The 15,911-nt window shown below is 62.3% G+C and carries 10 protein-coding genes; 4 read left to right on the forward strand and 6 right to left on the reverse strand.

What is annotated here, in order from left to right; all coding sequences use genetic code 11:
- Positions 1–129: 129 nt before the first annotated feature.
- Positions 130–1,632, reverse strand: a complete 1,503-nt coding sequence (locus ACS92L_RS10485) for a fumarate hydratase (protein WP_438764726.1) — start codon at positions 1,630–1,632, stop codon at positions 130–132.
- A 335-nt stretch (positions 1,633–1,967) separates the two neighbouring features.
- On the opposite strand from ACS92L_RS10485, the gene ACS92L_RS10490 reads away from it, so the two are divergent.
- On the forward strand, positions 1,968–3,203 hold the full coding sequence (locus ACS92L_RS10490) for an oxalate decarboxylase family bicupin (protein ID WP_438764728.1): 1,236 nt from the start codon (positions 1,968–1,970) through the stop codon (positions 3,201–3,203).
- A gap of 74 nt (positions 3,204–3,277) precedes the next feature.
- Here the strand turns inward: ACS92L_RS10490 and ACS92L_RS10495 are convergent, their stop codons facing one another.
- The 5 genes from ACS92L_RS10495 to ACS92L_RS10515 all read right to left on the reverse strand — a co-directional run bounded on the left by ACS92L_RS10495 (position 3,278) and on the right by ACS92L_RS10515 (position 9,771).
- The gene (locus tag ACS92L_RS10495; RefSeq protein ID WP_438764730.1) at positions 3,278–4,558 is read right to left on the reverse strand and encodes a TRAP transporter large permease; all 1,281 of its coding nucleotides are present in this window, start codon (positions 4,556–4,558) and stop codon (positions 3,278–3,280) included.
- Positions 4,555–5,205, reverse strand: a complete 651-nt coding sequence (locus tag ACS92L_RS10500; RefSeq protein WP_438764732.1) for a TRAP transporter small permease — start codon at positions 5,203–5,205, stop codon at positions 4,555–4,557. The genes ACS92L_RS10495 and ACS92L_RS10500 overlap by 4 nt, the downstream gene beginning before the upstream one ends.
- Before the next feature lie 27 nt (positions 5,206–5,232).
- Positions 5,233–6,192, reverse strand: a complete 960-nt coding sequence (locus tag ACS92L_RS10505) for a TRAP transporter substrate-binding protein (protein ID WP_438768461.1) — start codon at positions 6,190–6,192, stop codon at positions 5,233–5,235.
- Positions 6,193–6,338: 146 nt separating this feature from the next.
- Entirely contained in the window at positions 6,339–7,466 is a 1,128-nt protein-coding gene (locus ACS92L_RS10510; RefSeq protein ID WP_438764733.1) for a hypothetical protein, read from the reverse strand.
- An 85-nt stretch (positions 7,467–7,551) separates the two neighbouring features.
- Positions 7,552–9,771, reverse strand: a complete 2,220-nt coding sequence (locus tag ACS92L_RS10515; RefSeq protein ID WP_438764735.1) for a TonB-dependent siderophore receptor — start codon at positions 9,769–9,771, stop codon at positions 7,552–7,554.
- Positions 9,772–10,112: 341 nt separating this feature from the next.
- On the opposite strand from ACS92L_RS10515, the gene ACS92L_RS10520 reads away from it, so the two are divergent.
- From ACS92L_RS10520 to ACS92L_RS10530, 3 genes are all read left to right on the forward strand, one after another.
- Complete coding sequence (locus tag ACS92L_RS10520; RefSeq protein ID WP_438764737.1) at positions 10,113–11,738, forward strand: pyridoxal phosphate-dependent decarboxylase family protein; 1,626 nt, start codon at positions 10,113–10,115, stop codon at positions 11,736–11,738.
- 88 nt (positions 11,739–11,826) lie between these two features.
- Positions 11,827–13,206 (forward strand): lysine N(6)-hydroxylase/L-ornithine N(5)-oxygenase family protein, encoded by a 1,380-nt coding sequence (locus ACS92L_RS10525; RefSeq protein WP_438764739.1) that lies wholly within the window; start codon positions 11,827–11,829, stop codon positions 13,204–13,206.
- Positions 13,203–15,749 (forward strand): GNAT family N-acetyltransferase, encoded by a 2,547-nt coding sequence (locus ACS92L_RS10530; RefSeq protein ID WP_438764741.1) that lies wholly within the window; start codon positions 13,203–13,205, stop codon positions 15,747–15,749. Before ACS92L_RS10525 ends, ACS92L_RS10530 begins: the two co-directional genes overlap by 4 nt.
- The last annotated feature ends 162 nt before the right edge of the window (positions 15,750–15,911 follow it).

Genomic DNA, 15,911 nt, shown 5'->3' on the forward strand with positions numbered 1-15,911 from the left:
GTCATTAGACCATCACCACCCGGACACGTTAAGTCTGCCAGGCAGCTGTCTGCTGCCGGTCATGCGCTTTGATACGACAGCGCCGCCCCGGACAGGGGCGGCGCAACGGGGCCGGCATGACCCTGCGGATCAGCGTCGGGCGATGATTTCCTGCCATTTGGCCGGGCCCAGCGTATGGACGCTGTCGCCGCGGGTATCCACCGCCACCGTGACCGGCATGTCCTTGACGTCAAACTCGTAGATCGCCTCCATGCCGAGATCCTCAAAGGCCAGCACCTTCGAGCCCTTGATCGCCTGGGCGACCAGGTAGGCCGCACCGCCGACGGCCATCAGATAGGCCGCGCCGTTGTCGCGAATCGCCTCGATCGCGCTCGGCCCGCGCTCGGACTTGCCCACCATGCCCAGAAGACCGGTCTCTTCAAGGATAGTGCGGGTGAACTTGTCCATGCGCGTGGCGGTGGTCGGGCCGGCCGGTCCCACGACCTCCCCTTCCATCGGATCAACCGGGCCGACGTAGTAGATAAAGCGGCCCTTGAGATCGACCGGCAGCGGCTCGCCCTTCGAGATCATGTCGACCATGCGTTTGTGCGCCGCATCGCGTCCGGTCAACAGCTTGCCGGAGAGCAACAGCGTGTCGCCCGGCGACCAGGTGGCGACCTCTTCCGGCGTGATAGCGTCGAGATTGACGCGCTTGACGCCCTCGCCCGCTTCCCAGGCAATCTCCGGCCAGTCATCGATTTGCGGTACCGGCAGACTCGCCGGGCCGCTGCCGTCGAGATGAAAGTGCACATGTCGGGTGGCCGCACAGTTAGGAATGATCGCCACCGGCTTGTTGGCCGCATGGGTCGGGCAGTCCTTGACCTTGATGTCGAGCACCGTGGTCAGCCCGCCCAGCCCCTGGGCGCCGATGCCGAGGCGATTGACCTTGTCAAAGAGCTCCAGGCGCAGCTCTTCGGGCCGGTTGGACGCCCCGCGCGCCTGCAGGTCCTGGATGTCGATCGGGTCGAGCAGCGACTCCTTGGCCATTTTCATCGCCTGCTCGGCGGTGCCGCCAATGCCGATGCCCAGCATGCCCGGCGGGCACCAGCCGGCACCCATCTTCGGGATCTGCTCGAGCACCCAGTCCACCACGCTGTCGGACGGATTGAGCATGGCAAACTTCGATTTCGCCTCGCTGCCGCCGCCCTTGGCGGCCACGTGAATCTCGACCTGATCGCCGGGGACCAGCCGGTGGTGGATGATCGCCGGCGTGTTGTCCTTCGTGTTGCGACGCGCGCCGTCCGGGTCTTCCAGAATCGAGGCGCGCAGGATGTTGTCCGGGTGGTTATAGGCCCGACGCACGCCTTCGTTGATCATGTCATCCAGGCTCATGTCGGCGTCCCACTGCACCTGCATGCCCACATTGACGAACACGGTGACAATCCCGGTGTCCTGACAGATGGGGCGATGGCCGGTGGCACACATGCGCGAGTTGATCAGGATCTGGGCGATGGCATCACGCGCCGCGGGATTTTCCTCGCGCTGATACGCCTGATGCATGGCGTCAATGAAATCCTTCGGGTGGTAATAGGAGATGTACTGCAGCGCATCGGTGACGCTGTCGATCAGGTCATTCTGGCGAATCACGGTCATGACTTGTTTTTCCTGTTCCTTTCGATTCTCAAGCGACGCACGGCTGGGCACGTCATCCGGTCGAAGTGAGCCCCTCGGCGCTGTGCATCATACGCCTGCCACTCAGCCGGCACCATCAATGACCCCGCCCTGTCACGCGCTCCACCAGGCCACGGCTTACCCGCTGAAACAAAACCAAACACTTAACCCAAATTTAAAATTTGCAAAGATTTTAAGCATGGCTTAAGTGTAGTGGGAGCCTTTCAGAACAGTGTTCGGAAAGACGGTGCAGCGTAGACCCGGCCATCACGCATGACCGGTCTGTTTTCCTCTGGTTCAAAGGACAGGATTTCACGATGAAGCATCTGACGCGACGCAGCTTTGTAGCTGCCGGCATGTTCAGCACCGTGGCGGTCGCCTCCGGCGCCTATGCCCAGACCGTTCCCAAACCGCAGCGACGCGACGGTGTCGGCGGTGACGACCCCGGCCCTCGCAACACGACCATCGATCGTGACAACCCCACCCTGATGAACCCGCCGGACACCGACAGCGGCACCCTGCCCAACCTGCGCTTCCCCTTTGGTGATGCCCACGTGCGCCAGGAAAGCGGCGGCTGGACCCGCCAGGTCACCAAGCGCGAACTGCCGGTCTCCACCACCATCGCCGGGGTCGACATGCGACTCAACGAAGGCGGCATTCGCGAGCTGCACTGGCACAAGGAAGCCGAGTGGGCCTACATGACCTACGGCAAGGCGCGCATTACGGCGGTGGACGCCGAGGGCAACTACTTCGTCGATGACGTCGAAACCGGTGATCTGTGGTACTTCCCGCCGGGCATCCCGCACTCGATCCAGGGGCTGGGGCCGGATGGCTGCGAGTTTCTGCTCGCCTTTGACGACGGCGGCTTTGATGAAAACTCGACCTTTTTGCTCAGCGACTGGTTCAAGCACATTCCCAAAGAGGTGCTGGCCAAGAACTTCGGCATCGATCCCTCCCATCCTGGCGACACCCCTGACCCGAGCGAGGAGTACATCTTCGCCAACCAGACACCGGGCTCGCTGGACAGCGTCAGGCCAAAGGGCGCCGATGAGGTGCCCGAGCCCTTCAGCCACCGGATGCTCAAGCAGGAACCGATCAAAACACCCGGCGGCACGGTGCGTATCACCGATTCCTCCACCTTCAAGGTGTCGAAAACCATCGCCGCGGCGCTGGTCGAGCTGGAGCCGGGCGGACTGCGCGAACTGCACTGGCATCCCAACAACGACGAGTGGCAGTACTACTTGAGCGGCACCGGTCGCATGGGCGTGTTTGCCGGTGCCGGCGAGGCGCGTACCTATGACGTTCACGAAGGCGACGTCGGCTATATCCCGTTTGCCATGGGCCACTACATCGAAAATACCGGCGACACCACGATGCGCTTTCTGGAACTGTTCAAAAGCGATCACTACGCCGACATTTCGCTGAACCAGTGGCTGGCGCTGACCCCACCCGAGCTGGTCAAGGCGCATCTGGGTCTGGATGACACCTTCATGGATTCGCTGAAACAGCAGAAATCCCCGGTCATCTCAAAGGATGGCGGCAGAAAATCCTGACGTCTGATGAAAGCACTAACGCACACCGGGGCGCAGGGCCCCGGTGTGTTGTATTGCAACGACGCATCGAGTGACTACATCCCCAGCAGCTCGGGCAGCCCCAGCGAGATAAAGGGCACGTAGGTAATCAGCAACAGGAAACTGACCAGCAGCAACAGCCACGGACTTGAGGCCCGAATCACGGCGGTCAGCGGCTGGCCGGTCACGGCCGAGGCCACGAACAGGTTGAGCCCGGTGGGCGGCGTGAGCATACCGATCTCCATGTTGACCACCATGATGATGCCCAGATGGACCGGGTCGATGCCCAGCTGCATGGCAATCGGGAACAGAATCGGCGCCAGAATCAAAATGATCGCCGAAGGCTCCATGAAACTGCCGGCCACCAGCAGGATGATATTGACCACCAGCAAAAACGCGATCGGCGAGAACTGTTGATCGACCACCCAGGCCGTGATCGCCTGTGGAATCTGCTCGGTCGTGAGCACGTGGGCAAAGAGCATGGCGTTGGCGATGATGAACATCAGCACGATGCTCAGCTTTGCCGCCTCCAGTACTACCTTCGGACACTCGCGCCAGCTGATGTCGCGATAGACCACCAGCGCCACAAAGGCGGCATACACCGCCGCCACCGCGGCCGCTTCGGTGGGCGTGAACATGCCGGTATAGATGCCGCCCAGAATGATCACGATCAGCATCAGGCCCCAGAAGGACTTGCGGGCCAGTATCAGCGTCTCTTTCAGGGGCACCCGCGGCAGGGCCGGCATCTTTTTGATGCGCGCGATGATGTAGATGGCAATCATCAGCAAAAGCCCCAGCATCAGACCGGGCACCACCCCTGCCATGAACAGCTTGCCCACCGAGGTCTCGGTGGCCGCGCCGTAAACCACCATCACGATCGACGGCGGAATCAGAATGCCCAGCGTCCCGGCGTTGCAGACAATGCCGGTGGCAAACGACTGGGTATAGCCCGAGCGCACCATGCCGGCGATGACCACTGACCCCACCGCGGCGACGGTTGCCGGAGACGAGCCGGAAAGAGCGGCAAACAGTACGCAGGCCATGACCGAGGCGATCGGCAGCCCGCCGCGAAAATGGCCCACGCAGGCGTTGGCAAAGTCGATCAATCGACGGGCCACGCCACCGCTGGTCATGAAGGCACCGGAGAGCAAAAAAAACGGAATGGCCAGCAGCGTGTAGTGCTCCGAGGTCTCAAAAAGCTTGATGGCCAATGAGCGGACCGAGTCCTGACTGAACAGCAAAATCGTCAGAGCGCCCGACAGTCCCAGCGACACCGCGATCGGCACGCTCAAAAACAGCAGCACAAACAGGGCCACAAACAAAAAGGCGATGGTCATGAGCGTGACTCCTTCGGCGTGTCCGAATGAACATCGCTGGCCAGCTTGAGCGCATCGGCGGCCTCATCCGCCATCTGCAGACCGTTTTGCTCACCGCGCAGGGTCAAAACGAACGCCTCCACCAGCCGGGCAATCACCAGGGCGAAGCCAAGCGGTACGATCATCGCAATATGCCATTGCATGACATGAAACTCGTCGAGATCCTCGGCCCCGAGTCCCGCCCCGTGCAGCGCCGAGACCCAGTCGTAGCTCGACACCATCATGAGCACGGCGTAGCCCAGCACGATCAGCAGCACGAATATCGAGCAGGCACGGCGCAGCGGCGCGCTGAAGGTGCGCACCAGCAGATCGACCCCGATATGGGCGCCGGTACGAATGCCGTAGGAAATCCCCAAAAAGATCAGCCAGCCAAAGCAGGCGCGCGTCAGCGCCGAGCTCCAGGTCATCGCCTGGGCGGTATCAAGCAGCACATCGCCGATGGCAAACAGCGGGCCTTCCAGCGCCGGGAACGCATCGGCGCCGGCGTAAAAGACCACATAGAGGTTATTGAACATCACGTAGACAAACGTGATCAGCGTCATGGCCGTTAAAAAGAGGGCCACCAGGCCCTCCTCAAAATGGTTCCAGAGATTGAGTACAGTCTTCATTGCCATGACTCCCGAGGCGGCACCGTATCAGCCTGCACTGTTGGCGGTTTCGGCAGCCTTGATCAGGTCGGCACCGATCTGACCTTCAAACTTCTGCCATACCGGGCGCAGCGCCTCGCGCCAGTCTTCACGCTGCTCGGGCGTGAGTTCGATGATCTCGGTGGTGCCGGCATCGATGATGGCCTGACGGTCGCGGTCGTTGATGGCACGCGCCTGATCGTTGACCTCGGTAGTGACTTCCTCAACGATGCCGGTCAGCTCGGTGCGCACGTCTTCGGGCAGGCCGTTCCAGAATTTGGCGTTGGTGATCAGCATGTAGTCCAGCACGCCGTGGTTGGACTCGGTGATGTAGTCCTGCACCTCATAGAACTTCTGGCTGTAGATGTTGGACCAGGGGTTCTCGGCGCCGTTGACGACCCCGGTCTGCAGGCCCTGATACACCTCGGCAAAGCTCATCTTGCGCGGAACGGCCCTGAGCTCCTTGAACTGTTCATCAAGCACGTTGGAAGCCTGAACGCGGAACTTGAGACCGCGCGCGTCCTTTGGCTCATGCAGCGCCTTGTTGGCAGAGAGCTGCTTCATGCCGTTGTGCCAGTAGCCCAGCCCGAGAATGCCCTTGTCTTCCATCGAGTTGAGCAGCTTTTTGCCTTCATCACTTGCCTGAAAGCGGTCAACGGCGGTCAGATCATCAAAGAGAAACGGCAGGTCAAAGATCTGAATGGCTTCGTTGTACTTGTCGAACTTGGCCAATGAGGGCGCCAGCATCTGCACATCGCCCAGCAGCAGGGCTTCCATCTCCTTGCCATCACCGTAAAGCGACGAGTTCGGGTAGACCTCGACCTTGACGCGATCGCCCAGACGCTCGGCGACCAGCTTTTGAAACATCAGCGCGCCCTGCCCCTTGGGCGTGCTGTCGGCTACCACGTGGGAGAACTTGATTACGATCGGCGCATCGGCGGCCATGGCATGGCTGCCAAGCGTGAGCATGCAGGTCGCGCCAAAAAGACCCAGTGAACGACCGAGTGGGATATGAAACATGGTGAGTTCTCCGCAACAGACCGGGAAGGGGCCGGGCCTGGTGGGATCGAATGCCCGGCATGAATGCATATACGGCCGTTTGCGGAGAAAACGTATTAGACCTTGGTGTCGAGTCGCCTGGAACCTCGGCTCGCGGTGAGCAAAACCCATAAAAGCGGGCGAATCAGCCAGCGCCAGGCCAGATTAATCAGCCATAGAAACGGCAGCGCGATCGCAAACCACAGCAGAAACTGCCCCAGCTTCACCGGCCAGCCGAGCCACTGCGCCAGGTTGGCGCCCAGACCGTTAATCAACGACGGGTGACGCACCACGATCCAGGTCGTGGCGCCGACGGCGGCCAGCTTTGCCGGCCGCGACAGCCGGGTGAAGCGAAGGCCGGCCGGTACCAGTGCCCGTGAGCTTCTAAGCTCGCCGCTGGCGCCCGCCGCCGCCCGGCTCTCAAGCGCCCCGGCCCGCATCGCGCGACCGGCGCGCAGCCACTTGATGGCACCCGCCATCATCACGACATCGACGCCCGCCCAGGCAATATCGGCCGGCCCCACGGTTTCCGGCCCCTGTACGGTGCGCTCCAGATCGCGCAGGCCGCCGGTAAAGAAATCCCCCACGCCCGCGACCAGTCGCTCGCCCTGCAGCCAGTGCACCCGGCTTTGCTCATCCACCACGAACTGATCGAGAAAGCCGTAGCCCTCCGCCTGTAAAAAGGCGACGCCATAAAGACCGCGCTGATACGGCGTCAGGCCGCGCGCTTCATCCGTCGTTGAATCGGTGGCGTCACTGTCGGCTTCGTCGTCGCTCCACCAGCCGGCAATCGCCCCGCGCGCCTCGCGGTAGCGCTGCGTCGCCCAGTGGCGCGCGGTCAGAGTCGGCACCTCGTTGTCATGAAACCAGGCCACCGGCAGTACGGCGTCGGGGCCAAAGCGGGAAAGGATCTGTTGGAAGCCGGGCTCGAAGCCGTATTCGGTCAGCACCTCGCGGGCGGTATCGCCGTGACGCGAAAGCGCCAGCGCGCCGTTGTACACCAGCGCCTGATCATCCGCCCAGGCGAGAAACAGCGTATTAAGCGCCTCGGACTCCTCACCCAGCGAACGCGCCACCGTGTCCGGCAGGGCATCCGAGGCAGAAGCGCGCAGAAATCGCGATTCGAAAGGCGTTACCGTCGCGGCGGCAGAGAGTGCACCGGCGGCCAGTACGGCCGTCAGCACAAGGACAATAAATCGGGTCATGAAAGGGCTCATCGGGTGTGGATAACACAGCCACCCAGTATGGCATTTTCATCTTCAGCAGGCGCTAGTGGCCGGTCCTTGTCTCCTAGAAACGATAATCCAGCGTTGCGGTGACCTGTCGCTCATCGCCGAAATAGCAGTAACTCTCGTTGAAGCAGCCCGTGACATATTTTTTGTCAAACAAATTGGTGGCATTCAGCTTGAGCGTGGCGCCATCCAGCTCGTTGGAGATTTCGCCCAGATCAACGCTTACGAAGGCATCGGCCAGCGTGTAGTCACCGGTTTTGCGCGTATTTTGAGCATCGGCGTAGCTGCCCTTGACGTAGCGACCACCAACGCCGCCGCGAATGCCGTGCGTAAAGTCGTACTGCATCCAGAGCGATGCCGTCTGTTCGGGCGAGAGCACCGGGGTCTTGCCGGATTCGATATTGACGCCGTCCTGACTGATGCTGTCGCGATATTCAATATCGTTGTAGCTGTAGCCGGCGATCATGTTGAGCCGATCGGTGAGCGCTGCGTTGGCGGACAGCTCAACGCCGCGCGAGCGGATGTCGCCAGCGCTGATATAGGCCACCGGGCTGACGCTGGTGCGCTGCTGGACGTTTTGTTGGGTCAGGTCATAAAAGGCGAGCTGATAGAGATCGCGTGTCCCGGGCGGCTGATACTTGATGCCGATTTCATGCTGCTGACTTTTCACCGGGTCGGGTACGGCGCCATCCACCGAGGAGTCAGCGCTGGGATTGAAAGCCTCGCTGTAGGCGTAGTAGGGCGCGATGCCTGAATCGAAGCGATACAGCAGCGACGCACTGCCCGAAAACGCCTTGTCGCTGCGGCTGTCGGTGGCGCCACCGAGATGGGAGTGATATTCGCGATCCAGAAAGTCCTGACGTCCGCCGAGCGTCAGGTGCCAGCGGTCCCAGCGCATCTGATCCTGCAGGTAGATCCCGCCCTGCTGCACTCTGCGGGTATCGTCCGTGACGCCAAAGGGCGCCCTGGTCAGCGCACTGCCGGAATAATCGGGGTTGAACGGATCCAGCGGCCTGACGCCGGTCTCCTGGGTTGTTGATGTAGAAGAAAATTTGACGTCATTTTTACGACGCTGAAAGTCAACGCCTGCCAGCAGCGTATGTTCTACCTCTCCCGTCATGAGCTCGTACTGCAGATTGTTGTCCGTCGAGAAGGCCTGCAGGTCTTCATCCGAGCCGGAGTAATATCGCGCCAGTTCCGCACCGTTGCCCGTGAAACCAGCCTGATAGACCTGCCCCACTTCCACATCCATGTTGGTGTAGCGAGCGCGCGAGTTGAACGTCAGATTATCGCTAAAGCGGTGCTGCAGCTGATAGGAGAAGATGCGCTGGTTGCGCCTGAACACGTCGTTGGCCGGGTCAGCGTCCGACCAGGAAGAATCAACCGTGCCGCCAAAGCGCGCGCCGCTGACGCTCAGATCATAGGGCACCGCACCGTGATAGTCGCCGGCCGGGTCATGCTGCAGGTAGGCCTGCAGGGTGAGATCGGTGTCTTCGTCCGGGTAGAGCGTCAGCTGCGGCATGAGCGCATAGCGCTCGCGTTTGGCAACATCGAACTGGGTATCGGAGCGACTTCCCAGCGCCGTGAAGCGATAGGCGCCCAGGTCCGGATCGCTCAGAGGGCCGGTCACGTCGATACCGGCCCCGTAGGTGTCGAAGCTGCCGCCATAAAGCCGGAAGAGCCCCTGCTGCTCCGACTGCGGTTTTTTGGTGGTCAGCGACACCATGCCGCCCGGCATGGTTCGGCCATACAGTGCGGACGCCGGCCCCTTGACCACGTCGACGCGCTCCAGAAAGAACGGGTCGATCTGCATCGCCGAGTAGGCGCCGGGGTCCGACTGCAGCCGCAGCCCATCGAGGAAGGTGTTGTCCACATCACCACCGTGGAAGCCGCGCAGCGAGACCACGTCCGAACGTTTGGACGCACCCGCCAGCCCGGTAAAGGCACCCGGCGTATAGAGCAGCGCATCGTTGATATTGGTAATGCCCTGGTCGTCGAGCTGCTGGCGCGTCACCACGTTGATCGTGCGCGCGGTTTCGGCCAGCGGTGTGGCGGTTTTGGTACCGGCATCGCTGGCCTGCGCCGTATACCCCTGTGTCGGACCGTCGACATCCGACAGGTTCTCCCCGGTGATGACCATCGTATCCGGGGGCTGATCGCTTTCCTGCACGGGCCGGGCCAGCGCATCAGCTGTCCATCCGCTCACCACGACACCCGCAAGCAGCGGCGCGCGGGCCAGACATTTTACGGATCCCTTGAAGTACTTGATCGACAACATTGGAAAGACGGCTCCCCTGGCTCGAGAAAGATGCGCTGCGCCACAACGGTCATCCTGTGATCGTTTTGCGGTTGTTGCGAAAGATAATAATTCTCATTATCACCCTTTGGCAATTGCCATCGCATGTGCCAGCGGCGTTATCGCGTCTTTCCTTTCTGCCTTCGTTGCTTTTGCTGAGCCTTGTTTTGAAATGAATTGTTAAACCGGTTCAGAAAATGCGGTTCGGCGCGTCTTCCTGACCGGCACCTCAAAATTAATGATTTTCATTCTCGTTTGAGCATGCCGGCACGGCCGCTGCGGCGATAACACCTTGCCGCTACCCACAGTCAGGAGGATACATCGTGCGTTACGACACGGAGTTTGCCACCGCCCTACCCTTGCGCCGTCACGAGCCGGTGCCGGAAAACCTGCTGACCCTGTTCGGCGATCACTCCCTGGAGGCCTATCGCCTGGGCATGCAGCGCTGCGTGTCGCTGGTGCACGGCTCCCTGACCCGGCACCAGAGGCCCTTCAGCGGCGTCGCGCCGGGTGAACTGCAGCCCGAGTTCGACGCCATCGATCTCGACCGACCGCTGGCGGATATTGATGCCGGGCTCGAGGAGATCCAGCGGCTCTATCTTGACCACGCGGTCCATTTTCACGCCCCGGGCTACGTTGCCCACCTCAACTGCCCGATCACACTGCCCTCGATTCTCGCCGAAGCGATTGCCGCACCGCTCAATACCGCGGTGGAGACCTGGGACCAGAGCGCCGGTGCCACGCTGATCGAGCAGAAGCTGATCGACTGGACGACGGCGCGCATTGGTCTCGGCGAGGGCGCCGACGGCGTTTTCACCAGCGGCGGTACCCAGTCGAACCTGATGGCGCTGATGATCGCCCGAGACGTCGCCTGCGCCGAACTGCCCGGCCATGCCGGCAATCGCCATCATGGGTTACCTCCTGATGCTCGCAGGCTGCGCATTCTTGCTTCCGAGGTGAGCCACTTCAGCGTGCAGAAGGCCGCCGCACTGCTCGGGCTGGGTTACGACGCCGTGATTCCGGTGCCCTGCGACGCCAATAGACGCATGGATCTCAATGCGCTGCGCATGCACCTCAATGACTGCCGCCACGATGGACTGCTGCCCTTCGCCGTGGTCGCGACCGCGGGCACCACCGACTTTGGCAGTATCGATCCGATTGCCGGCATCGCCGCGCTGTGCCAGTCGCACGGGCTATGGCTGCATGTGGATGCCGCCTACGGCGGCGGCCTGCTACTGTCGCCGCGCTATCGCCACTGGCTGGCCGGGATCGAGCAGGCCAACTCGGTCAGCATCGATTACCACAAGACCTTCTTCCAGCCGGTCAGCTGCAGCGCCTGTCTGGTGCGCGACCGTCGCCAGCTGGGCCACGTCACCTATCATGCCGACTATCTCAACCCGCGCGATCAGGCCGACCAGGGCACGCCGGATCTGGTCAACAAGAGCCTGCAAACGACGCGCCGTTTCGATGCCCTCAAGCTGTGGCTGACCCTGCGCACCCTGGGAGCGGACACGCTGGGCGGCTATCTCGACGATGTCATCGCACTGACCCATCAGACCTGGCGCCTGCTGCACGAGCGCGACGGTATCAGCGTGTTGATGGCACCTGCACTCAGCACCCTGGTGTTTCGCTACTGCCCCACCGGGATCAGCGATGACGCGACCATCGAAGCCGCCAACCACCACATTCGTTACACCCTCTCCCGGCGCGGCGAAGGCGTGGTCGCCGGCACCCGGGTCGGCGGGCGCTTCTATCTCAAGTTTACCCTGCTCAATCCGCAGACGCGGCTCGAGGACCTGAGCCGACTGATCGGCCGGATCGCAGCCCACGGTGAGGCGTTCACCGCCGACCATGCTCGCGATACGGCCGCAACCGACCCCGACGACGGACACGACGCCGAGACACACCGCGCGGATACGACGCCATTCGCGGCCGCCGACCGCGCCTGAGGGCGGCGGGTGCTGTCATTCACGCGCTTATCCAGTCACCAGGGCACTCTCCATTATCAGGAGCACTCCCATCACCAGGAGCACGCTCATGCAGAGCCGCATTCACGATTTCATCGCCATCGGGCTGGGGCCGTTCAATCTCGGCCTGGCCTGCCTGACCGACCCCATCGACGATCTCGACGGGCTGTTTCTCGAGCGGCGTTCAAGCTTCAACTGGCACCCCGGGCTATTGCTGGAAGACGCCACGCTGCAGACGCCGTTCATGGCGGATCTGGTTACCCTGGCCGACCCTACCAGCCGCTTCAGTTTTCTCAACTATCTGAAAGCCCGGGGCCGGCTCTACAACTTCTATATTCGCGAGCACTTTTTCGTACTGCGCCACGAGTACAACCAGTACTGCCAGTGGGCCACTACCCGGCTCGAGACGCTGCGCTTTAATCACGACGTGGCGCGCGTCGACTACGACGCGGCGCAAGGCTGCTACCACGTCCACAGCCGCGACACGCTCAGCGGCGAGATGCGCTGCCATCGCGCCCGCCGACTGGTGCTCGGCACCGGCACCGAGCCAATGATTCCCGACTGCTGCAGCGGCGATCGCGAGCGCCTGGTACACGCGGCCAACTACCTCGAGCACAAGGCCGCGCTGCAGGCGAAGCCCTCCATCACGCTTGTCGGCAGCGGCCAGAGTGCCGCGGAAATCTATCTCGATCTGCTCGAAGGCCTCGATGAGCACGGCTACACCCTCAACTGGGTGACCCGTTCGCCGCGCTTTTTCCCACTGGAGTACGGCAAGCTCACACTCGAGATGACCTCTCCGGACTACATCGACTACTTCCACGCCCTGCCTCAGTCGACTCGTGACCGTCTGATCCGCGAGCAGAAGGGGCTCTACAAGGGGATCAATCTCGATCTGATCAATGCCATCCATGACCGGCTCTACACCATGAGTCTCCATGGCCCGGTGAATACGCACCTGCTGACCTGCGCGGTCCTCGAGCAGTGCCGTTACGACACCGCGCGCCAGCGCTTTGAGCTGACCCTTGCCCATACCGAGCAGGCACAGCACTTTAGCCACCGCACCGAGGGGCTGATCCTGGCCACCGGCTACGCCCCCCGCCTGCCGGACTTTCTGGCGCCGATCGAGCACCGTATCCAGCGTGACGACGCCGGCCGCTATGTGGTCGGGCGCTACTACAACGTCAGCGCCCACGGCGATCTCTTCGTCCAGAACGCCGAGCTGCATACCCACGGGCTGGTCGCCCCGGATCTGGGCATGGCGTGCTATCGCAACGCCTGCATCATCCGCGAACTGACCGGGCGTGAGGTCTATCCGATCGAGCGCAGTGTCACGTTTCAGACGTTCGGTGTTCCGGACAACGCCGTATTCATTCCCGAACGTGTCAGCACCGAGCGACAGCCTGAATCCGCCGGCGCAGCGATATCCACAGACACAGAGAGCCTTCGATGAATTCGCTTTCCAATACACGGTTTCATGCCAGTCAGGCTGCAACGACTGCGATCGCCACTCGCCGCCCCCGGGCCCCTGATGAGCACTTTCGCCGCGACTGGCCCGGTATCGGCACGCTGTCCCTGCGCCCGCTCGATCTCGAACGTGATCTTGAGATTGTTCACGGCTGGGTCAGCCAGCCCCGCGCCCGCTTCTGGGGCATGACCAATGACAGCCGCGACCGGGTCGGCGCCTTTTATCGCGACCTGCAGGAGAGCACCGCCGCACAGGCCTGGCTGGGTCTCCATGACGGCTGGCCCGCCTTTCTGGTCGAGTGCTACGACCCACGTCACGACCCGGTCGGCGAACAATACGCGGTACAGCCGGGCGATCGCGGCATGCATTTTCTGATCGCCCCGCCGGACACGACCGGGACGCCGATCCATGGCTTCAGCCAGGCGGTACTCAATACCATCGTCGCATTTTTGTTCAGTGACCCGGCCACGCGGCGCATCGTGGTCGAACCCGACGTCAACAATGCCCGGATTCATTCGCTCAACCGCCGCGCCGGCTTCATCTACGACCGTGAAATCCGGCTCGGCGAGAAGACTGCGCATCTGGCGTTTTGCACCCGGGCTGCGTTTGATGCAATCGATAGCCGCCCGCCCGTGACCGGCGATCCAACCTGCGCCCATCTCGAGCCGCAGCGCTGGGCGCGCGCCAACCGCGATCTGCTAGTCAAGGCGATCGCCGAGTTCGCCCACGAGCGGTTGCTGATGCCAACGCAGATGGGTGAGCCGGATGCCACGGGATGGGGCGCGTACCGTCTCGAGGCCTCATCGGTACAATATCGCTTCCGGGCTCGTCGGCTGGCGCTCGATCATTGGTGGATCGACAAGGCATCACTGGAGAAAACCTCGCTGGAGAAGACGGCACAGGAGGCGATCGGTGCTGTCACCGAGCTGAAGCCGCTGTCGGTCGCTGCCTTTTTACTCGAGTTCCGTGAGCATCTCGCGATCGATCCCGACAACCTGACGACCTATCTGGAGGAGATCACCAGCACGCTCGCTGGCATGGCCTACAAGCTGGGCCGCGGCCTGCCGGATGCCGACACGCTGGCGCTGGCCGACTTTCAGACGCTGGAGACGGCCATGAGCGAGGGCCATCCGTGCTTCGTGGCCAACAGCGGCCGTATCGGCTTCGACGTGGAGGACTATCACCACTATGTTCCGGAAGCCGGGGCGCTGGTGCGCCCGCTGTGGCTGGCCGTGGCCCGGATTTGCACCGACTACAGCGCCATCGACGGGCTTGATATCGATACCCTGCTGCGCGAGGAGCTGGACGAGACCACCCGCACCCGTTTCGCCGCCCGGCTGTCAGCGCTGGCGCTTGACGCCGCCGACTACTACTTCATGCCGGTGCATCCATGGCAGTGGCGCCACAAGCTCGCCATCACCTTCGCCGGTGAAGTCGCCCAGCAGCGCATCGTGCTGCTCGGCGAGGGTGACGACGATTACCGCCCGCAGCAGTCGATCCGTACCTGGTTCAACGCCGCGCGCCCGCAGCGTCGCTACGTCAAGTTCGCGCTGTCGATTCTCAACATGGGCTTCATGCGCGGGCTCTCGCCCCATTACATGCATGGCACGCCGGCCATTAACGACTGGGTTCAAAAGGTGGTCAACGAAGACCCTGAACTGCAGGCACGGCGCTTTAGCGTATTGCGTGAAGTGGCCACGCTGGGCTATCACCACGCCGGGTTCGAGGCCGCCTGCGACAGGCACAGCCCGTATCAGAAAATGCTCGCCTGCCTGTGGCGCGAAAGTCCCTGCGCGCGCGTTCCCGCCCGCCAGCGGCTGATGACCATGGCGGCGCTACTCCATCGCGACGCCAACGACCACCCGCTGCTGCCGGCGCTGATCAATGCCTCCGGTCTCGACGCCACGGCATGGATTGACCGCTATCTCGCCGCCTACATGACGCCGTTGCTGCACTGTTTTTATGCCCATGACATGGTCTTCATGCCTCACGGCGAGAACCTGATTCTGGCGCTGGAAGGTCACGTGCCGGTGGGGGCGATCCTCAAGGACATCGGTGAGGAGACCGGTATTTTCGACAACGGCCAGGCGCTGCCCGAAGCGGCTCGTCGCATCGCCGTTGACGTGCCGGAGCCTCTCCGAATCCTGTCGATCTTCACCGACCTGTTCGACTGCTTTTTCCGCTTTCTGGCGCAGATTCTGGTCGAGACCGACACCCTTGAAGAGCGAACGTTCTGGGAACGGGTCGCCGCCTGCGTGGTCGACTATCAACGCCGCCACCCGGCGTTTGCGGAGAAATTCGCACGTTTTGACCTGTTCGCGCCGACGTTCACGCTCTCCTGTCTCAATCGGCTGCAGCTGCGTAACAACCGCCAGATGATCGATCTGGCCGACCCGGCCGGAAATCTGCAGTTCGCCGGCGAGCTGATCAACCCGATCGCCGGGCTGCGCCCGCCAGCCCTGGTGAAAAATGGCCTGACGACACATCAGGGCGTGACCGACACGGCAAACGTTACGGGCGAGCGCTGAGGCGCCGCCCGGGCAATCCGTTGCCACGATTCGTACCGAATGACCACTTGCGAGTGGTTGTTCGGCCACGACGATATTGATCGTCATTTTCGACACGATCGCGCCCTTGTCGACCGATCGCCTCCCGGCGGGTTACACGATGCATGCCACGACCATCGATTC

The organism is Kushneria halocnemicola (assembly GCF_965650455.1).
Taxonomy (GTDB): domain Bacteria; phylum Pseudomonadota; class Gammaproteobacteria; order Pseudomonadales; family Halomonadaceae; genus Kushneria.